This window comes from Micromonospora sp. NPDC023888 (assembly GCF_040639415.1).
Taxonomy (GTDB): domain Bacteria; phylum Actinomycetota; class Actinomycetes; order Mycobacteriales; family Micromonosporaceae; genus Micromonospora.
Map to the genome: position 1 here is coordinate 20630 of NZ_JBEZZW010000014.1, position 18581 is coordinate 39210.

General features: G+C 71.9%; 17 protein-coding genes. 9 read left to right on the plus strand and 8 right to left on the minus strand.

What is annotated here, in order from left to right; all coding sequences use genetic code 11:
- Positions 1-4: 4 nt before the first annotated feature.
- Positions 5-1219: a cation:proton antiporter gene (locus AB0F61_RS14965; RefSeq protein ID WP_357809070.1), complete on the plus strand. Its 1215-nt coding sequence runs from the start codon at positions 5-7 to the stop codon at positions 1217-1219.
- Here the strand turns inward: AB0F61_RS14965 and AB0F61_RS14970 are convergent.
- Positions 1208-1666 carry a GNAT family N-acetyltransferase gene (locus AB0F61_RS14970; RefSeq protein ID WP_357809073.1) on the minus strand — a complete coding sequence of 153 codons (459 nt, stop codon included), beginning with the start codon at positions 1664-1666 and terminating at the stop codon, positions 1208-1210. The two genes, AB0F61_RS14965 and AB0F61_RS14970, sit on opposite strands and share 12 nt — an antisense overlap.
- Before the next feature lie 172 nt (positions 1667-1838).
- On the opposite strand from AB0F61_RS14970, the gene AB0F61_RS14975 reads away from it, so the two are divergent.
- Complete coding sequence (locus AB0F61_RS14975; RefSeq protein WP_357809076.1) at positions 1839-2270, plus strand: hypothetical protein; 432 nt, start codon at positions 1839-1841, stop codon at positions 2268-2270.
- 321 nt (positions 2271-2591) lie between these two features.
- On the opposite strand, the gene AB0F61_RS14980 is transcribed toward AB0F61_RS14975, so the two are convergent.
- The 5 genes from AB0F61_RS14980 to dnaK all read right to left on the minus strand — a co-directional run bounded on the left by AB0F61_RS14980 (position 2592) and on the right by dnaK (position 7331).
- Positions 2592-2786: a hypothetical protein gene (locus AB0F61_RS14980; RefSeq protein ID WP_357809079.1), complete on the minus strand. Its 195-nt coding sequence runs from the start codon at positions 2784-2786 to the stop codon at positions 2592-2594.
- 137 nt (positions 2787-2923) lie between these two features.
- Positions 2924-3364: a helix-turn-helix transcriptional regulator gene (locus tag AB0F61_RS14985; protein ID WP_357809082.1), complete on the minus strand. Its 441-nt coding sequence runs from the start codon at positions 3362-3364 to the stop codon at positions 2924-2926.
- 30 nt (positions 3365-3394) lie between these two features.
- Positions 3395-4576: a molecular chaperone DnaJ gene (gene dnaJ, locus AB0F61_RS14990; protein ID WP_357809084.1), complete on the minus strand. Its 1182-nt coding sequence runs from the start codon at positions 4574-4576 to the stop codon at positions 3395-3397.
- Between the two features lie 85 nt (positions 4577-4661).
- Positions 4662-5420 (minus strand): nucleotide exchange factor GrpE, encoded by a 759-nt coding sequence (gene grpE, locus AB0F61_RS14995; protein ID WP_357809086.1) that lies wholly within the window; start codon positions 5418-5420, stop codon positions 4662-4664.
- 48 nt (positions 5421-5468) lie between these two features.
- Complete coding sequence (dnaK, locus tag AB0F61_RS15000; RefSeq protein ID WP_357809089.1) at positions 5469-7331, minus strand: molecular chaperone DnaK; 1863 nt, start codon at positions 7329-7331, stop codon at positions 5469-5471.
- A gap of 220 nt (positions 7332-7551) precedes the next feature.
- Here dnaK and AB0F61_RS15005 point away from each other — a divergent pair, with 220 nt between their 5' ends.
- Genes AB0F61_RS15005 through AB0F61_RS15015 form a run of 3 tightly spaced genes read left to right on the plus strand, consistent with a single transcriptional unit; the run spans position 7552 to position 12356 of the window.
- The gene (locus AB0F61_RS15005; RefSeq protein WP_357809094.1) at positions 7552-9393 is read left to right on the plus strand and encodes an ABC transporter; all 1842 of its coding nucleotides are present in this window, start codon (positions 7552-7554) and stop codon (positions 9391-9393) included.
- Positions 9390-11075: a GTPase gene (locus AB0F61_RS15010; RefSeq protein ID WP_357809097.1), complete on the plus strand. Its 1686-nt coding sequence runs from the start codon at positions 9390-9392 to the stop codon at positions 11073-11075. Before AB0F61_RS15005 ends, AB0F61_RS15010 begins: the two co-directional genes overlap by 4 nt.
- A gap of 57 nt (positions 11076-11132) precedes the next feature.
- A complete protein-coding gene (locus AB0F61_RS15015; RefSeq protein ID WP_357809100.1) occupies positions 11133-12356 on the plus strand; it encodes a hypothetical protein in 1224 nt (407 codons plus the stop codon).
- A gap of 79 nt (positions 12357-12435) precedes the next feature.
- Here AB0F61_RS15015 and AB0F61_RS15020 read toward each other — a convergent pair whose 3' ends face one another.
- Both AB0F61_RS15020 and AB0F61_RS15025 read right to left on the minus strand, forming a co-directional pair.
- The gene (locus AB0F61_RS15020; protein WP_357809103.1) at positions 12436-13059 is read right to left on the minus strand and encodes a phosphatase PAP2 family protein; all 624 of its coding nucleotides are present in this window, start codon (positions 13057-13059) and stop codon (positions 12436-12438) included.
- Positions 13060-13142: 83 nt separating this feature from the next.
- The gene (locus tag AB0F61_RS15025) at positions 13143-14003 is read right to left on the minus strand and encodes a hypothetical protein (protein WP_357809106.1); all 861 of its coding nucleotides are present in this window, start codon (positions 14001-14003) and stop codon (positions 13143-13145) included.
- A 557-nt stretch (positions 14004-14560) separates the two neighbouring features.
- Between AB0F61_RS15025 and pdhA the strand changes: the two genes are divergently transcribed.
- The 4 genes from pdhA to AB0F61_RS15045 all read left to right on the plus strand — a co-directional run bounded on the left by pdhA (position 14561) and on the right by AB0F61_RS15045 (position 18536).
- Positions 14561-15736, plus strand: coding sequence for a pyruvate dehydrogenase (acetyl-transferring) E1 component subunit alpha (gene pdhA / locus AB0F61_RS15030; RefSeq protein ID WP_357809109.1), 1176 nt, complete (start codon positions 14561-14563; stop codon positions 15734-15736).
- Positions 15736-16725, plus strand: a complete 990-nt coding sequence (locus AB0F61_RS15035) for an alpha-ketoacid dehydrogenase subunit beta (protein ID WP_357809112.1) — start codon at positions 15736-15738, stop codon at positions 16723-16725. Before pdhA ends, AB0F61_RS15035 begins: the two co-directional genes overlap by 1 nt.
- On the plus strand, positions 16722-18179 hold the full coding sequence (locus tag AB0F61_RS15040; RefSeq protein ID WP_357809115.1) for a dihydrolipoamide acetyltransferase family protein: 1458 nt from the start codon (positions 16722-16724) through the stop codon (positions 18177-18179). The genes AB0F61_RS15035 and AB0F61_RS15040 overlap by 4 nt, the downstream gene beginning before the upstream one ends.
- A 219-nt stretch (positions 18180-18398) precedes the next feature.
- Positions 18399-18536 (plus strand): hypothetical protein, encoded by a 138-nt coding sequence (locus AB0F61_RS15045; protein ID WP_167454674.1) that lies wholly within the window; start codon positions 18399-18401, stop codon positions 18534-18536.
- The last annotated feature ends 45 nt before the right edge of the window (positions 18537-18581 follow it).

An 18581-nucleotide genomic window follows, 5' to 3' on the forward strand; every position in this document is an offset into this window, starting at 1 on the left:
GCGGATGCACGACTCCACCACACTGCTCGTCGAAGTCGGCGCGCTGCTGCTGCTGCTTGGCGTCCTCGGCCGGCTCAGCCGCCGGGTAGGCCTCTCACCGATCCCTCTCTACCTGCTCGCCGGGCTCGCATTCGGGCACGGCGGGTTGCTTCCGCTCGCCGCCAGCGAGGAGTTCTTCGCCGTCGGCGCCGAGATCGGCGTCATCCTGCTGCTGGTGATGCTCGGCCTGGAATACTCGGCAAACGAGCTGGTCGGCAACCTCCGCTCGGCGGCCCCGGCCGGGTTGATCGACGGCGTGTTCAACGCGCTGCCCGGCGCGGCGTTCGCCCTGCTGCTCGGCTGGGACTGGGTGGCCGCCCTGGTGCTCGGCGGCATCACCTGGGTCTCCTCCTCCGGGGTGATCGCCAAGGTTCTCGCCGACCTGGGCCGACTCGGTAACCGGGAAACCCCGGTGATCCTCTCGGTCCTGGTCATCGAGGACCTGGCGATGGCGCTCTACCTGCCGCTGGTCACCGCCGTACTGGCCGGCACCGGCCTGCTCGGCGGCGGCATCGCACTCGCCGTCGCGGTGGGCACCGTGCTGCTCGTGCTCGTCGTCGCCATCCGGTACGGCCACCTCATCTCGTCCGCCCTGTCGGCGAAGGATCCGGAGGCGCTGCTGCTGGGCGTACTCGGTCTGACTTTGCTGATCGCCGGCCTCGCGGCGAAGCTTCAGGTGTCGGCGGCGGTCGGGGCGTTCCTGGTCGGCATCGCGCTCTCCGGCCCGGTGGCGCACCACGCGACCGAGTTGCTCTCCCCGCTGCGGGACCTGTTCGCCGCGGTGTTCTTCGTCTTCTTCGGCCTGGTCACCGACCCACGGGACATCCCGCCGGTGTTGCTGCCGGCGCTCGCGCTGGCGGTGGTCACGATGGCGACGAAGACGCTCACCGGTTACCTCGCCGCCCGCCGGGTCGGCATCGCGGAACCCGGTCGATGGCGGGCCGGCCTGGCACTCGTACCTCGCGGTGAGTTCTCCATAGTCATCGCCGGGCTCGCGGTGGCCGCCGGGAGCGTCGAGCCGCGGTTGGCGGCGTTGGCCGCGACGTACGTCCTGATCACCGTGGTGACCGGGCCGATCCTCGCCCGGCTGCCGGACTTCCCGTGGTTCAAGCGGTGGCTGCGTACCCGCGCGGCGGCCCAGCGGCGGAAGACCACCCCGGCCGTCGACTCACTGCCCTGAGGTCCACCTGAACGCCGCTGCCGCGTGGGTCGCACCCTCGCGGAGGTAGAAGCGGTGCGCCTCGGTGCGGGCGAGGCCGGACTCCAGGAAGACGTAGTCGGCACCCTGTTCGTCCGCCCACGCCCTGGCCGCCGCCAGGAGGCTGGAGCCGACGCCCCGGGAGCGCCATTCGGGGTGCACGGCGAGATCTTCGATGGAAGCCCTACGGCCGAAGCGCACCGAGAGGATGTCCAGGTAGACGCTTGCCACGCCGACCAACTGATTCTCCTGCGATCGAGCTTCGAAGAGCGCGACGTTTCCGTCGGCGAGTATCTGCGCGGTCCGCGTGACGGCGCGGTCGTGGTCCCAATCCTCGGGACGGCGACCGGGAGGGGCGAAAAGCCATTCCAGCCCCGTGACGAACTCGGCCTCGGCACCTCGCTGGAACCGTTGAACGTGGACTGTCATAGGGGCATCATCTGCCGCGCTGTCGATGCAATGGACCCGCCCGCGCCAACAGTTGCGGAATTGCTCCTCGCGGGTACTACCGCAGCACCCGACGGCGCGTTACCGTTTCGCCGCAGCAGCCAGGGTCCGTAGGCAGCGTTGCCACACGCGGGCGAGAGCGGAAGGTTGGCCGGTGAGCGTGCAGGAGTCGACGTTCCACGGCTTCGCCAACCCCGTCGATCCGAGTCCGGCGGAGTTGCGAGCTTGGGCGTACAAGCCCGATTCGGTGCCGTTGGCTTCGATGCCACCCGACTGGGACCTGTTGGTCTCCGGCGATCGACTGGTGCTGACACTCTTCGAGTTGGCGATGGATCCGACCTGCCCGGCCCGGCGTTTCGCCCTGCACTGCCTCTACATCTACGCGGCCGACGGCATCCGGACGAACTTCCGGGCCCATCCCAAGCGCCGCTTCCGCAAGCTCGTCGAGCAGGCCGAGCGGGACGGCGACGAGCTGATGAAGATCTGGGCGCACAACGGGCGGGTGCTGCTGGCCCGCCCGGACCTCTTCGTCTACCGGGACTGGTGCGAGGGCGGCCTGGTCCGCGAGAACCGCCGCCTCGGCTGAGCTGGATTTTCGGCAATCGACGGCGGGGCGGGGTTGATGTTCGCGCCCCTATGGAGCTGATGTCGTAGACGAGTCGGGCCGGCCCGCTCGGATCGATTCACGCCGGCCCGCTCGGATCGATCGCGACAGAGCCGCGGCGTGATGTCGTAAACGATTCAGCTCCAAAGGGCCCGCGAAGAGGTAGGGCATTCGTCGCGGAAACAACGCCCCCGGGTCCGCGTCCCGGCCCGCACTCGGGACGACGTGCGGGCCCGGACCCCCACTCGGGACGACGAACGGGCCGGGACCCCCCGTGGGTCCCGGCCCGCACGTGGTCACCGGTCAGTCCTGCTTGTGTTCGGTTTCGGCTCGGTTCTTGTCGCCGCCGTGGTCGCCCTGTTCGGCGAACCGGCCCGCGACGATCCGGTCCCGGTAGGTCCCCTCGGTCACCTTGTCGAACTTCTTGCGGACGGTTTCGGCCAGGTTCTCCAAGCGGTCCTCGGTCTGCTGGGCCACCTTCTTCGCCGGCTCCGCCATCGCTCCCCCTCGCCACGCGGGTAGGTCCGAAATAGGCCGATTGCACCCGTATCAACAGGCTAACCGAAGCGGCCCGGACCGCGCCGGGGAATCCGGTGCGGTCCGGGCCGAAGAGACAGCGTCGGGTGAGCGGCAGGTCAACGATCGGGAGTACGGCGAGGTCGCCAGACCACCAGAGCGGTGGACGTGCGATTGGTCGGCACCAGGTCACGTCCCGGAAAGCGGGCGAGTGACTCCAGCTCGGCCACCCGCCGGTAGGCGGCGTCCAGCTCCGCCTCCAGGCGGGCCACCCGCTGCTGCGCCTGCTCCAGCAGCCGCTCCAGCCCGATGATCCGCTTGACGCCGGCCAGGTTGACCCCTTCGTCCTGACTGAGCCGCTGCACCTCGCGCAGCAGCACCACGTCGCGGACGCTGTACCGACGCCCGCCGCCAGCGGCCCGACCGGGCTGCACCAGCCCCAGTCGGTCGTACTGGCGCAGGGTCTGTGGGTGCATCCCCGCCATCCGCGCCGCAACCGAGATCATCAGCACCTTGGCCTCGTAGGCAGGGTCACCCGAACCGAGGAACTCGCCCGACATCCCGCTCACCTCCGCGTCCCTTCCACCGGACTAACTGACCCGACGCACCCGCGCCTCAAGATGTTCCCGTGACGCTGGCGGGCTCTGCTCGGCGAACGCCTCCAGCGCGGTGCGCGCTTCGTCGGACAACCGGGCCGGCACCACCACGTCCAACGTCACGAGCAGGTCGCCGGCCTGCCCGTCGCGGCGAACCACACCCTTGCCCCGGGCGCGCAGCACCCGGCCGCTGGGCGTCCCCGGCGGGACCCGCAGGGTCACCGCGCCGTCGAGCGTGGGCACCCGCAGGTCCGTGCCGAGCACGGCCTCCGCGAAGGTGATCGGCACGCTCAGCGTCAGGTCGTCACCGGTACGCCCAAACAGCTCGTCCGGCCGAACCTTGACGTGCACGAACAGGTCACCGGCCGGACCGCCGCGCTCGCCTGGCTCACCGCGCCCGGTCAGCCGGATGCGCTGACCGTCGGCCACGCCGGCCGGGAAGCGCACGTTCATGGTGCGTGTCTTGGTGACACCGCCGCTGCCGTGGCACTCGGGGCACTTCTCCTCGACCACAGTGCCGACGCCCTGGCAGTTGCGGCACGGCTCGGAGAAGCTGAACGACCCCTGGTTGCGGGTGGTCACGCCGGCACCGTGGCAGACCGGGCAGGTCCGCGGCTGGGTGCCGGGCTTGGCCCCGTTGCCGTGGCAGGTTTCGCAGACGCCCGGCGCGCGCAGCGTCAGGGGCAGCGTCACCCCGCGCACCGCGTCGCCGAAGTCAAGTGCCACCTCGGTCTCCACGTCCCGGCCACGGCCCGGACCGCGTGGCGCCGCCTGCCCACCACCCTGACCGCCGGTGAAGATCGAGCTGAACAGGTCCTGGAAGCCGGTGCCTCCGAAGCGGCGGTCGCCGCCCCCGCCACCGCCGAACATGTCGGAGACGTCGAACGGCATGCCGCCCGGCTGACCCGCGCCGCGGGCGTTGCGCCGGAACGCGCCCGAGCCGAACAGCGAGCGCATCTCGTCGTACTCGCGGCGGCGGCCGGAGTCCGACAGCACGTTGTACGCCTCGGACGCGGCCTTGAACCGCTCCTCCGCCTTGGCGTCACCCGGGTTGTGGTCCGGGTGCGACTCCCGGGCCACCTTGCGGTACGCCTTCTTGATGTCATCCGCGGAGGCGGCCTTGTCCACGCCGAGCACGGCGTAGAAGTCCTTCTCGATCCAGTCCTTGGAACTCACCGGTCCACCCCCTTTCGACCGTCGCGGCCCGGCCGTCCCGCCCACCGCGCGGCGGTGGGCGAGACGGCCCGGTCACTGCTTCGCACTATTCCGGGTCCGCGACCGCGACCAGCGCGGGGCGCAGCAGCCGCTCACCGAGCTGGTAGCCGCGCCGCATGACCTGAACGCAGGTCGGCTCGGTGACCTCGGCCGAGGTCTGGTGCGCGACCGCCTCGTGGCGGGTCGGGTCGAACGGGTCGCCCTGTTCACCGAAGGCGTTCAGGCCGAACTTGCCGAGCGCGGTGGTGAGCTGTTCCGCCACCGTGCCGAACGGCCCGACCAGGTCGCCGTGTTCCCGAGCCCGGTCCAGGTCGTCGAGGATCGGCAGCAGCGCGGCCAGCACCGAGCCGGTCGCCTGCTCCTGCACCAGGTTGCGGTCGCGGTCGACCCGCTTGCGGTAGTTGGCGTACTCCGCCGACACCCGCTGCACGTCCCGGGTCCGCTCGTCCAACTCGGCCCGGAGCGCCTCCAGCTCGGCGCCGAGGGACGTGCCCGTGGGGACGCCGTCCACCGGCTGTGCCGGGGCATCCACCACCGGCGGGCCGGACGGCTCCGGCCCGTCGGTGGAGTTGACCTCGACCTCGATCTCGTCGACCACTACCTCGGCATCCTCGACCAGGCCCTCGGCCGGCACACCGGTCTCCGCGTCGGCGGCGGTGCCCTCCGGCTCCGCCGTGTCGACGAGCTTGCGCTTGTTGCGGATGACGACCCGCTCCCCGTCGCCGGTGGTCGGCTCCGTGGGCGCGGAGCCACCCGGCGTCGACCCGGTGTCGCCCGGGTCGGCGGCTCGTGGCTTCTGCGTCATGCGGCTACCTCATCCCCTTCGCCGTGGACACGTGTCGGAGGCCGAGTGTCACTTCTTGCCGTCCTCGTCCACGATTTCCGCGTCGACCACGTCGTCGGCGCCGCCGGACTGCGGGCCAGGCTGGGCGCCGGTCGCACCCGGGCCGGCCTCGCCACCCGGCTGCTGACCCTGCTCGGCCTGCTGCGAGTAGAGCAGCGAACCGGCCTGCTGGGAGACCTGGGCCAGCTTCTCGTGCGCCGACTTGATCTTCTCGATGTCCTGACCGCCGAGGGCGCCGCGCAGCTCGCCGAGCGCCTCGTTGAGCTGCTCCCGGTTTTCACCGGGCAGCTTGTCGCCGCTCTCGGCGAGGAACTTCTCGGTCTGCCACTGGAGCGCCTCGGCCACGTTGCGGGTCTCGGCGTCGTCGCGACGGCGCTTGTCCTCCTCCGCGTGCTCCTCGGCGTCCCGGCGCATCCGCTCGATGTCGTCCTTCGGCAGCGAGGAGCCGCCGGTGATCGTCATCTTCTGTTCCTTGCCGGTGCCCAGGTCCTTGGCGTGCACGTTGACGATGCCGTTGGCGTCGATGTCGAAGGCGACCTCGATCTGCGGCACGCCGCGCGGCGCCGGCGGGAGGCCGGTCAGCTCGAAGGTGCCGAGCTTCTTGTTGTAGGCCGCGATCTCGCGCTCACCCTGGAAGACCTGGATCAGCACCGACGGCTGGTTGTCGTCCGCCGTGGTGAAGACCTCGGAGCGCTTGGTCGGGATGGTGGTGTTGCGCTCGATCAGCTTGGTGAAGATGCCGCCCTTGGTCTCGATGCCCAGGCTCAGCGGGGTCACGTCGAGCAGCAGGACGTCCTTGACCTCACCCTTGAGCACACCGGCCTGGAGGGCGGCGCCGACGGCGACGACCTCGTCCGGGTTGACGCCCTTGTTGGGGTCGCGACCGGTGAGCTGCTTGACCAGGTCGGTCACGGCGGGCATCCGGGTCGAGCCGCCGACCAGGATGACGTGCTCGACGTCGGAGATCTTGATCCCGGCGTCCTTCACGGCCTGCTCGAACGGGCCCTTGCAGCGGTCCAGCAGGTCCTGCGTCATCCGCTGGAACTCGGCGCGGCTGAGCGTCACGTCGAGGTGCAGCGGGCCGGCCGCGCCGGCGGTGATGTACGGCAGGTTGATGTTGGTGGTGGTGGCGGCGGACAGCTCGATCTTGGCCTTCTCGGCGGCCTCACGGAGGCGCTGGAGGGCCATCTTGTCCTGACCGAGGTCGATGCCGTGCTCACCACGGAACGTCTTGACCAGGTGGTCGATGATCCGCTGGTCCCAGTCGTCGCCGCCGAGGTGGTTGTCACCGCTCGTCGACTTGACCTCGATGACGCCCTCGGCCAGCTCCAGCAGCGACACGTCGAAGGTGCCGCCACCGAGGTCGAAGACCAGGACGGTCTGCTCCTTGGAGCCCTTGTCCAGCCCGTACGCCAGGGCGGCGGCGGTCGGCTCGTTGACGATCCGCAGCACGTTGAAGCCGGCGATCTCGCCAGCCTCCTTGGTGGCCTGGCGCTGGCTGTCGTTGAAGTAGGCCGGGACGGTGATCACCGCGTCGGTGATCTGCTCGCCCAGGTACGCCTCCGCGTCCCGCTTGAGCTTCATCAGCGTCCGGGCCGAGATCTCCTGCGGGGTGTACTTCTTGCCGTCGATGTCGACGGACCAGTTCGTGCCGACCTCGCGCTTGACCGAGCGGATCGTCCGGTCCGGGTTGGTCACCGCCTGGCGCTTGGCGACCTCACCGACGAGCACCTCCCCGTTGCGGGCGAACGCGACGATCGACGGGGTCGTCCGCGAGCCCTCAGCGTTGGCGATGACGGTGGGCTCACCGCCCTCGAGAACGCTGACGCAGGAGTTCGTCGTGCCGAGGTCGATACCGACCGCACGTGCCATCTTCGCTTCCTCGCTTCGTAAGGTTGTGCAGGTGACGGGCGCTGCCCGTTGCTGCCTGGCGGGCACCGCCCGCAGCGGGCCACACCACAAGTTGAGTGAACTTGACTCAATAGTGCCACGCGTTGGCGAATCGTCAAGTCGAGTTGAGTCAACCCGACGCAACCCAGCCGTTACTACCGTCCGGTTGTCTTCTCTTGCATCGGTCGGGCACGCTTTAGCGGTGACGACGCACGGCGATTCCGCCACCCGTTCCGGCGCGCCCGCCGTCGCAGCCCGCACCGGTCCGCCGGACGCCGCGGAGGAGCCGCCCGCCACCACCGGGGACGACGGCCTCCCCGGCGCCCTGTCGGGCCTCCGGGAGGCGATCGGTGCGACCCGGTACCCCCTCGCGCTGCCCTCCGCCGGCCCCGCCCGGCACACCGCCACCGCCCTCACCGACCAGCTCGACGACTACCTGCTGCCCCGACTCGCCCGGTTGGACGCCCCGCTGCTCGTGGTGGTCGGCGGCTCCACCGGCGCGGGCAAGTCGACGCTTGTCAACAGCCTGGTCAAGGCCCGGGTCAGCGCCGCCGGCGTGCTCCGACCGACCACCCGCTCCCCGGTGCTGGTCTGCAACCCGTCCGACGCGGCGTGGTTCCGGCAGGGCGACCTGCTGCCCGGCCTGACCCGCACCACCGAGCCGAGCGACGACCCCCGCGCGCTGCACCTCGTCACCGCCCCCGCCCTCCCCGCCGGGCTGGCCTTCCTCGACGCGCCCGACATCGACTCGGTGGTCGACGCCAATCGGGCGCTCGCCACCCAACTGCTGGCCGCCGCCGACCTCTGGCTCTTCGTCACCACCGCCGCCCGGTACGCCGACGCGGTGCCCTGGGAGCTGCTGCGCAGCGCCCGGGCGCGCGGCGCGGTGATCGCCATGGTGCTGGACCGGGTGCCCGCCGAGGCCAGCGACGAGATCGCCGCGCATCTCGCCGAGATGCTCGCCGAGCAGGACCTCGGCCGGGCACCGCTGTTCGTGTTGCCGGAGACCTGGGTCGACGGCCAGGGGCTGCTGCCCGAGGGCGTGACCGCCTCGCTTGCCGACTGGTTCGCCCGGCTGGCCGGCGACGCGGACGCCCGCTCGGCGGTGGTCCGCCAGACGCTGGACGGGGCGCTGGCCGCGCTCCACCCCGCCGTCGAGGAGCTGGCCGACGCCGCCGACGAGCAGGTCACCGCCGCCGCCGAGCTGGACGAACGGGTCCGGGCCGCGTACCGGGGTGCCGAGCGCACCGTCGAACAGGGGCTTCAGGACGGCCGACTGCTCCGGGGTGAGGTGCTCGCCCGCTGGCAGGAGTTCGTCGGCACCGGGGAGTTCTTCCGAACGCTTGAGGCACGGATCGGCCGACTCCGGGACCGGGTCGTGGCCGCTGTCACCGGCCGGCCGGCACCCGCCGTCGAGCTGCGCAACGCCATCGAGTCGCAGTTGGTCACGCTGCTGCGCGGGGTGGCCTCGGAGGCCGCCGAATCGGCGTACACGGCATGGAAGGCGCACCCGGCGGGCAGCGGACTGCTCGATCCGGCGCTCGCCCACCCGAGCGACGACCTGAGCGAGCGCGCCGAACGGATGGTCCGGGACTGGCAGCGCGGGGTGTTGGAGCTGGTCCGGGTCGAGGGCGGCGACAAGCGGTTCGTGGCCCGCACCGCCGCGTACGCGGTGAACGCCACAGGCCTGGCCGTGATGATCGCCGTCTTCGCCTCCACCGCGTTCATCCCGACCGGGCTGGAGCTGGCCACCGGGGCCGGCACCACCGTCGCCGCGCAGGCCGTGCTCCAGGCGATCTTCGGCGACCAGGCGGTGCGTACCCTGGCCGCCAAGGCCCGCACCGACCTGCTGGCCCGGGTGCGGACGCTGCTCGACGCGGAGGCCGACCGGTTCCTCAGTCGCACCGCGGACGCCCGCCCCGCCGAGGACGCCGGCGACAGGCTGCGCCGGGCCGCCGGCCGGGTCGAGCTGGCCCGGCACCGCAGCGGCCTGTCCGCCGGCGGCGACACCCAGCCGGCCCGTGACGAGGAGGGCTCCCGGTGACCAACATCACCGGCCGGGTACGCGAGGCGTTCCGCGGTGACCAGCGGGTGGACGCCGACGCGCTCATCGCCCGACTGGAGGCGGTGCGGCGCTTCCTGACCGCGGTGGACGGCCTGCTGCCCGACGCCGAGCTGGTGCCCGCGCACACCCTGGTCGAGCGGGCCGGCACCCGGCTGACGCTGTCCCGGGACCACACAGTGGTCGCACTGGCCGGTGCCACCGGCAGTGGCAAGTCGAGCCTCTTCAACGCGTTGGCCCAGTTGGAACTCTCACCGGTGGGGGTTCGCCGGCCCACCACCGGTGTCACCCACGCCTGCGTGTGGGGGCAGTTGTCGGGCGCCAACCAGTTGCTCGACTGGATCGGCGTGCTGCCCCGGCACCGCTTCGTCCGGGAGAGCGCCCTGGACGCGGACGACGAGACGGCGCTGCACGGGCTGGTCCTGCTCGACCTGCCCGACTTCGACTCGGTGCAGCGCTCCCACCGCCTGGAGGTGGACCGGCTCCTCGGCCTGGTCGACCAGGTGGTCTGGGTGGTCGACCCGCAGAAGTACGCCGACCGGGTCATCCACGACAGCTACCTGCGCGAGTTCCACAGACACCGCGACGTCACAGTGGTCGTGCTCAACCAGGCCGACCGACTGCCCCCGGCCGAGGTGCCCCGGGTCCTGGACGACCTGCGTCGCCTGCTCGACACGGACGGGCTGACCGGGGTGCCGCTGCTGTCCACCACCGCCATCGACCCGGCCGGCATGGTGGGGTTGCGCGGCGCGCTGGAGCGGACCGTCGCCGAGCGGCAGGCCGCGCTTCGCCGACTCGCGGGTGACGTCGACACGGTTGTCGCAGGCCTGGACGAGCTGGTCGGCTCGGCCCGCCCGGCGGAGGGACCGGACGACTCGACGGTCGACGGGCTGAACCGGGCGTTGGCCGGGGCGGCCGGCGTGCCCGCGGTCACCAACGCGGTGGAGCAGGCGTACCGGCATCGGGCCGGCGCGGCCACCGGATGGCCAGTGGTCCGGGGTTGGCGGCGGCTGCGACCCGACCCGCTGCGTCGGCTGCACCTGCCCGGCCCGAGCGGCGACCGGGACGACCCGGCGGAGAGCCTTGTCGCGGCCACCTCGGTCCCGGAACCGTCGGCCGCCCAGCGCTCGGCGCTGGGCCTGGCGATCCGCGCGGTGGCCGACCGGGCAGCCGCCGACCTGCCCGCCGCCTGGCCCGGCGCGGTGACCTCGGCCGCCCGGTCCCGCCTCGGTGACCTGCCGGACGCGCTGGACCGCTCGATCGCCGGCACCGACCTCGGCCTGGGCCGTCGACCGCTGTGGTGGCGGGTCGTCGGCGGTGTGCAGTGGTTGGTCACCCTCGCCGCCGTGGTCGGGCTCGGCTGGCTGGTGCTCGGGTACGCGCTGCGGGCCCTGGGCCTGCCGGCGCTGGACAACCCGACGGTCGGTCAGGTGCCGCTGCCCACCCTGCTGCTGCTCGGTGGCCTGCTGGCCGGGCTGCTGGTGGCGGCGCTGACCCGGCCGGTGGTGCGCTGGGCTGCCCGGAGTGCCCGAGCCCGCGCCGAGCAACGGTTGACGGCGAAGGTCGCACTGGTCGGCGACGAGTACGTGCTGACGCCGGTGCGGACCGTGCTCGGTTCGTACGCGCAGGCGCGCGACGCGCTGCGGGACGCCGCCCGCCGCTGACGCCCCGCGCGGCTCGCTACCGCTCTCCATCGGCCCTGGGCGGCGTAGGGTCGGAGCATGGCCACGCCTGAGACCCCCTACGACGCGGTGCTGCACGCCGCACGCGACGTGACCAAGCTGGAGTCCGCCCTCGACGCCGAGATGCTCGGCAGCGCGCTTCTGGGCAGTGTCTACGCCATCGCGGAGACCGACCGCGACACCGCCGTACGGGAGTTCGTCACCGGGTTCCTCGCCGCCACCGCCCGCCGCCGGATCGCGGCGGCCACGACCATCCGGCAGGTCTTCGCCGCGCTCGTCCCGAACGCCGAGGGCACCGAGCGGGTCCGTCCGGGCAGCCAGGCGCCCGCCTGGTCCGGGCAGCTCGGCCGGGTGCACCTCACCGGCACCTGGGCGTACGGCGACGTGTACGGCGACCAGACCTCCTATCTCGCCACCTTCGCCTACGACGACGCGTCGGGTGGCGCCGAGCACGCGTTGGTGGCCCTGGTGGATCACAACATCGGGATCACCAAGGACATCTTCGTCGGCGGGCCGGCGGAACGGATCCTGGACCAGGTCCGGCAGATGTGCGCCGACGACGAGTTGACCTGGTTCCGTACCGAGAATCCGGCCCGACTGCGGGGCGAGGTGGCCCGCCACCTCGCGGTGACCGACGACCTGAGCGAGTTGCCGGGCGAGGGTTCCCTCGCGACCGACCGGGCGCTTGTCGGTGCCCGGCTGGCGATGCTGCCCACCGCGGCCGACCCGACCGGCCCGGCGGCGGTCGAGCCGCTCTCCGCGGCCGAGCGCACCGACCTGGTCCGGCAGTTCCTCGCCGCGCCGGAGGCTGCCCGCTTCGGGCTGGACTCCGTCGACGGGGCGGAGTTGGCCTCACTGCACTTCTGCCTGAGCCTGGTGCTCGACCACTCGGCGAGCTTCCCGGACGGCGATCCGATGCGGTGGAGCCCGGCGGTGTCCGGGTTGTTCCTGCTCGACTGGGTGCACCGCCGGGCGGTGCTGGACATGGACGACGCGGCGATGCTGCCCCGGGTGCTGCGCGCCTGGGCGCGGTACGCGTCACGCCAGCGCGGGCTGCCGGAGGCGGCGGCGACGCGTACCGACGAGGCGATCGAGGAGATGGTGCCGGAGTTCGCCCGCCTCTACTCGACGGGTGAGCGGCGCAGCCCGGCGACCGCCGCGGTGGCGCAGTTGATGGCCGACGGGGTTGACCCGGACGACCCGGCCGCTCTGGACGCCTGGATCGAGGCGAACCGGCACCGCCTCGCCGACGACGGCGCCTGACGGTTTTCCGGGGCGGGCGGCACCTCGCCCGTCCCGGGTCCGCGCCCCAGCGGCGGGCCCCGGTCGCGAGCAGTTCCGGTCAGCGCAGCGCGCCGAAGACCCCCGCGGCGATCAGAGCGCCGAGCACACCACCGGCGAGCACCTGCGACACCGTGTGGTCCCTGAGCCGCACCCTGGACCAGCCGACCAACACCAGCAGCGGCGCGGCGACGACCAGCCGGGTCCCGAAGGTCAGCATCAGGATGACAAGTGTGCCGGCGGCCACCGCCGAGTGGATCGACATCTTCCACCAGTGGCTCACCGACACGCTGACCACGAGACCGACCAGCCCGGCCACGGCCAGCGCCAGCACCGGGCGGGGCGCGCCGAGCACGATGAGCAGGGCGAGTCCTGCCGTCACCGAGGCGAGGCCGACCAGCAGCGGCGCACGGCGCTGCTCCCGGCGGCCGACGTGGTGGTCGGTGAGGCGGCCACGGCGTACCCCGCCGACGACGTAGGCGAACGGAATGCCGATGACGAAGAGCGTGGCGAGCAGACCCCAGACCAGGCCCTGACCCGGTCGGCGCGCGCTGTGCCAGCTCACGGTGACGATCAGCAGCGACACGAGCACGGCCGGCGCGCTCACCTCGGTGACCAGCCGGGCGAGCCGCAGCCCCGGGCCGGGCCGGGTCGTGACCGGGCGGAGTCCCGCACCGCCGCCCACGCCACCCCCTCCGGTACGTGCCTCCGCCGGCGCACCGCCGGCACCGGTCACCGTACCGTCGCGGACACCGCGGGGTGCGTCGGTCAGGCCACTGGGGAACGACTGATCGGGGGCGTCGGCGGAACGCCCGTGGGCGACGGGACCGCTGGGCCGGGCCGGCTGGTCGGTGTGGCCGGGGCGGCGGGTGGCCCGGGGGTGGTGACCGGCACTGACGGCGCCCTGGTCGGCACGGCGGTCGCGGTGGGGACGTCCGTCGGCGTGGGCGTCGGGTCCATCGTGGGCGTCGGGTCCATCGTGGGAGTCGGCTCCGTGGTGGGGGTCGGGTCCGTCGTGGGCGTCGGGTCGATCGTCGGGGTCGGGGTCGGGTCGGGATCCGTCGGATCGGGTTCGGTGGGGTCAGGGTCGGTCGGGTCGGGGTCCGGGGGGTCGGTCGGCGTACCGGTGGTCGGCGGTGGCGGCGGACCGGGCGGGGGGACGGCCGGCCAGGTGCCGCGGGTGGGCTTCGGCGCCAGCGGCGGGTAGGTCGGCGGCCGGCCGGGCCCCGGGCCGGTAACCGTTTCCGATGCGGGCCTCTCCGAGGTACGGCGGGGAGCGGCGGGCAGCCAGCCGCTGGTCGGGCCGACGCTTGGTGTGCCGGGTGGCGGGAGCGCCGGCTGGCTGGTCATCGGCATCGGGATCACCACCGGCCCGATCGACGGAGTCGGAATGAACGGGGTGCTGCTGTCGGGCAGCGCGGTGCTGCCCGGGGTGGCCGAGCCCGCGCTTATCGCGGCGAGGATGGGCATCGACGCGGTGCCGGCCAGCAGTGCGACGGTGAGCAGATAGCCCCGGGAGGGGCCGCCCGCGCCGGGGGCGCGGTGGACACCGACCACCCGGCGGTAGCCACCGGCCGACCGATGCCGGCCGAGCGCCGGTGTGCCGGGACCATCACCTGGCTCGTGCACCGCACACCCCTTGTCGTCGGCTGTCGGAGGACATGGACGCCCACGCGAACGACTGGCCGCCATCGCCGCCGGGCTCGCGCGTCAGGCATGAAAGCCGCATATAACCCGATAGACGTAATCCTGCGGGAATCAGCCTGGCCCAGTTACCGTCCGTCAGCCAACCTCCACCGCGTGTCGACACGCCGGGCTGACCGAACCGTGACGAATCATCGCCGGAACGCCTCGGAACCACAGGCCGGTAGGAGGGCGACAAACAGCGGCAAAGGGTGGGCTGTCGGAATCCGGGCCGGGCGTACTGTGGGCGCGCTCACCTGCTCTGCGAATATGGAGCACGACGGCAACGCAGCCGTGACCTCCGCGCACCCTCGCGGCAGGCGCGGCCCGGCGCCGGCGCTCCCGATCCGGGTTCGGCCAGAACCCGGCTCACGCCGTGCGGCAACCCCCACCGGGGCTAGGCGCGGCCGCCAGGAACCGGTCCGGCAAGAGCCGGGCAGGCGCACGAGTTGCGTGGCCGGGTGACCCCCCGGTGCCGACGCAGACACGACAGGGAGAGACCGATGGCAAAGGGCGACCCCGGGGGCACCACCCGCGGCAGGCGGGCGGCACCCCGCTCCAAGAAGGGCACGGCCGGCGACCCCGAGCTGGTGCAGTTGCTCACCCCCGACGGCGAGCGGATCGACAGCGTCACCGGGCCGGACGGCACCGAATACCGCGTCGACTTCACCGACGAGGAATACCGCGGCCTCTACCGCGATCTGGTGCTGGTCCGCAAGCTGGACGCCGAGGCGACCGCCCTCCAGCGCCAGGGCGAGCTGGGCCTCTGGGCCAGCCTGCTCGGCCAGGAGGCCGCGCAGGTCGGGTCGGGACGGGCACTGCGGACGCAGGACATGGCCTTCCCGACCTACCGGGAGCACGGCGTCCTCTACTGCCGGGGCATCGACCCGATCATGCCGCTGGGCCTGTTCCGCGGTGTCGACCAGGGCGGTTGGGACCCGAACGAGTTCAAGTTCAACATGTACACGATCGTCATCGGCGCGCAGACCCTGCACGCGACCGGCTACGCCATGGGCATCACCATGGACGGCAAGACCGGCACCGACGACGGCGAGGCGGCGATCGCCTACTTCGGCGACGGGGCCACCAGCCAGGGCGACGTGAACGAGGCGTTCGTCTGGGCGAGCGTGTTCAACGCCCCGCTCGTGTTCTTCTGCCAGAACAACCAGTACGCGATCTCCGAGCCGCTTGAGCGGCAGACCCGCGTCCCGCTCTACCAGCGGGCCGCCGGCTTCGGCTTCCCCGGCGTACGGGTGGACGGCAACGACGTGCTCGCCTCGTACGCGGTCACCCGCACGGCGCTCGACAACGCCCGCCACGGGCAGGGCCCCAGCCTGATCGAGGCGTACACCTACCGGATGGGCGCGCACACCACCTCCGACGACCCGACCCGCTACCGGATCGCCAGCGAGGTCGAGGCGTGGCAGGCCAAGGACCCGATCACCCGGGTCAAGGCCTTCCTGGAGAAGCAGCAGATCGCCGACGCGTCCTTCTTCGCCGAGGTCGACGAACAGGCCCGCCGCGAGTCGGTGCACCTGCGCGAGCGGGTGCTCGACATGCCCAACCCCGAGCCGGTGACGATGTTCGACCACGTCTACCCGAACGGGTCGCCGCTGCTCGACAAGCAGCGTGCGCAGTTCAGCCGCTACATGGAGTCCTTCGAGGGGAGCGCCCACTGATGGCCACTGAGACGCTCACCATCGGCAAGGCCCTCAACACCGGTCTGCGCCGCGCCCTGGAGAACGACCCCAAGGTCATCATCATGGGCGAGGACGTCGGCAAGCTCGGCGGCGTCTTCCGGATCACCGACGGGCTCCAGAAGGACTTCGGCGACCAGCGGGTGATCGACACCCCGCTTGCCGAGTCCGGCATCATCGGCACCGCTGTCGGTCTCGCCATCCGCGGCTACCGGCCGATCTGCGAGATCCAGTTCGACGGCTTCGTCTACCCCGCGTACGACCAGATCGTGTCGCAGGTGGCGAAGATGCACTACCGCTCCGGCGGTCGGCTCAACATCCCGATGGTGATCCGGATCCCGTACGGCGGTGGCATCGGCGCTGTCGAGCACCACTCCGAGTCGCCCGAGGCGTACTTCGCGCACACGGCCGGCCTGAAGGTGGTGACCTGCGCCAACCCGCAGGACGCGTACGTGATGATCCAGCAGGCCGTCGCCTCGGACGACCCGATCGTCTTCCTGGAGCCCAAGCGGCGCTACTGGGAGAAGGGGCCTGTCGACCTGGACGCGCCGTTGTCCGAGGCGTACCCGCTGCACTCGGCCCGTGTGGTGCGGCCCGGCACCGACGTGACGGTGCTGGCCTACGGGCCGATGGTGCGGACGTGCCTCGAGGCGGCGACCGCCGCCGCGGAGGACGGCCGGGAGCTGGAGGTCATCGACCTGCGTTCACTCTCCCCGCTCGACCTGGCGGCGGCGTACGAGTCGGTGAAGCGCACCGGTCGAGCGGTAGTGGTGCACGAGGCGCCGTCGAACATCGGCCTCGGTGCCGAGCTGGCCGCCCGGATCACCGAGGAGTGCTTCTACTCCCTGGAGTCGCCCGTGTTGCGGGTGACCGGCTTCGACACCCCCTACCCGGCCGCCCGGGTGGAGGAGGAGTACCTGCCCGACCTCGACCGGGTGCTCGACGCCGTCGACCGCACCTTCGGCTGGTGAGCGACATGTCCCGGATCAAGACGTTCAACCTGCCCGACCTGGGCGAGGGGCTGACCGAGGGCGAGATCCTGGCCTGGCTGGTCAAGGTCGGTGACACGATCGAGCTGAACCAACCGATCGTCGAGGTCGAGACGGCCAAGGCGGCGGTGGAGATCCCGGCGAAGTGGGCCGGGCAGGTGCAGGCGATCCACCACCCGGAGGGCACCACTGTCGAGGTCGGTACGCCGATCATCGCGATCGACACCGACCCGGGTGCCGGCCCGCTGGAGACGCCGTCGACGACGGCGACGCCCACCGGCGATCTCCCCACTCCGTCGGCGGCTTCGCTGGCGGCTGTGGAGTTGGCCCCGGCCGAGGGCATGATCGAGCCGGGCCTGATCGGCGGTGCCGCCCCCGGCGGGCGGACGGCGGTGCTGGTGGGCTACGGCCCGCGTACCACCGCCGCGAAGCGCCGGCCCCGCAAGGGTGCCGTCCCGACGCAGGCCGAGGCGCCTGTCGCGCCGGCACCGGTCACGCCGGCACCGGTCACGCCGCAGCCGGTCGGTAACGGCAACGGCGGTCCGGTGACGGGCGGGCTCGTGTTGGCCAAGCCGCCGGTACGCAAGCTCGCCAAGGACCTCGGCGTCGACCTGAGCACGCTCACCGGGTCCGGGCCGCTGGGCTCGATCACCCGGGAGGACGTGCAGCGGGCGGTGAACAGTCCCGTCGTGGTGGCGGAACCTCTCGCGGCGACGACGGCCCCCAGCTTCGGCGCTGACCGGGAGCAACGCATCCCGGTCAAGGGGGTCCGAAAGCTCACCGCCGAGAACATGTCCCGCTCGGCGTTCACCGCCCCGCACGTGACGGAGTTCCTGACCGTCGACGTGACCCGAGCGATGAAGGCACTTGACCGACTCCGGGGTCGGCGGGAGTGGCGCGAGGTGCGGGTCTCGCCGCTGCTGCTGGTGGCGAAGGCGGTGCTGCTGGCGGTACGACGGCACCCGATGGTCAACTCGACGTGGGCCGGCGACGAGATCGTGGTGAAGGAGTACGTCAACCTCGGCATCGCGGCGGCCACCGAGCGCGGTCTGATCGTGCCGAACGTCAAGGACGCCGGCCGACTCTCGTTGCGTGAGTTGGCGGACGCGCTCACCGACCTGGTGCAGACGGCGAAGTCCGGGCGTACCTCGCCCGCGGCCATGTCCGGCGGCACCCTGACCATCACCAACGTCGGCGTGTTCGGGGTGGACACCGGTACGCCGATCCTGCCGCCGGGCGAGTCGGCGATCCTGGCCTTCGGTGCGGTGCGGGAGATGCCCTGGGTGCACAAGGGCAAGGTCAAGGTGCGTCAGGTCACCACGCTGGGGCTGAGCTTCGACCACCGGATCATCGATGGTGAGCTGGGTTCGAAGTTCCTCCGCGACGTCGGCGACTTCCTCGCGGATCCGGAGGCGGCGCTGCTCGCCTGGACCTGATCGTTCGGAGACGCCAGCCACGGCCGGTGTGCCACGGGTTAACGCCCGGCACACCGGCCGTGTCGTTTAGACGACGGAAGCGTCGGTCAGACGGTCTGTTGACCTTTGATTGTTAGGCAGGTGTCCCAACTCACCTAATAATCGATGGAAGTTGGCGGGGTCCTGCTGTTGAATAGAGGCATCAGGGGCTGACAACCGAATAGCTAGGGGGACCCACCAATGAGCATGATCGAGCGAATCCGCAACCACCGCGACGCCACCCGCCGCGCCCGTGCCATCGAGCACGCGCTGCGCTCGGCGAACTCGCCGGCCGTTCGCGAGGAACTCCTCGTCATCGCCCAGCGTCACATGAGCTGACGCTCCACGACTTCCTCACCTCCTCCAGATCGATGGCCCACCCGG

Bases quoted from the DNA above. Each gene is read 5' to 3' on its own strand.
- AB0F61_RS15045 (WP_167454674.1), top strand. From the start codon at position 18,399: ATGAGCATGATCGAGCGAATCCGCAACCACCGCGACGCCACCCGCCGC.
- AB0F61_RS14965 (WP_357809070.1), top strand. From the start codon at position 5: ATGCACGACTCCACCACACTGCTCGTCGAAGTCGGCGCGCTGCTGCTG.
- AB0F61_RS14980 (WP_357809079.1), bottom strand. From the start codon at position 2,786: ATGGCGGAGCCGGCGAAGAAGGTGGCCCAGCAGACCGAGGACCGCTTG.
- AB0F61_RS15015 (WP_357809100.1), top strand. From the start codon at position 11,133: ATGGCCACGCCTGAGACCCCCTACGACGCGGTGCTGCACGCCGCACGC.
- AB0F61_RS15035 (WP_357809112.1), top strand. From the start codon at position 15,736: ATGGCCACTGAGACGCTCACCATCGGCAAGGCCCTCAACACCGGTCTG.
- AB0F61_RS14985 (WP_357809082.1), bottom strand. From the start codon at position 3,364: ATGTCGGGCGAGTTCCTCGGTTCGGGTGACCCTGCCTACGAGGCCAAG.
- dnaK (WP_357809089.1), bottom strand. From the start codon at position 7,331: ATGGCACGTGCGGTCGGTATCGACCTCGGCACGACGAACTCCTGCGTC.
- pdhA (WP_357809109.1), top strand. From the start codon at position 14,561: ATGGCAAAGGGCGACCCCGGGGGCACCACCCGCGGCAGGCGGGCGGCA.
- AB0F61_RS14970 (WP_357809073.1), bottom strand. From the start codon at position 1,666: ATGACAGTCCACGTTCAACGGTTCCAGCGAGGTGCCGAGGCCGAGTTC.
- grpE (WP_357809086.1), bottom strand. From the start codon at position 5,420: ATGACGCAGAAGCCACGAGCCGCCGACCCGGGCGACACCGGGTCGACG.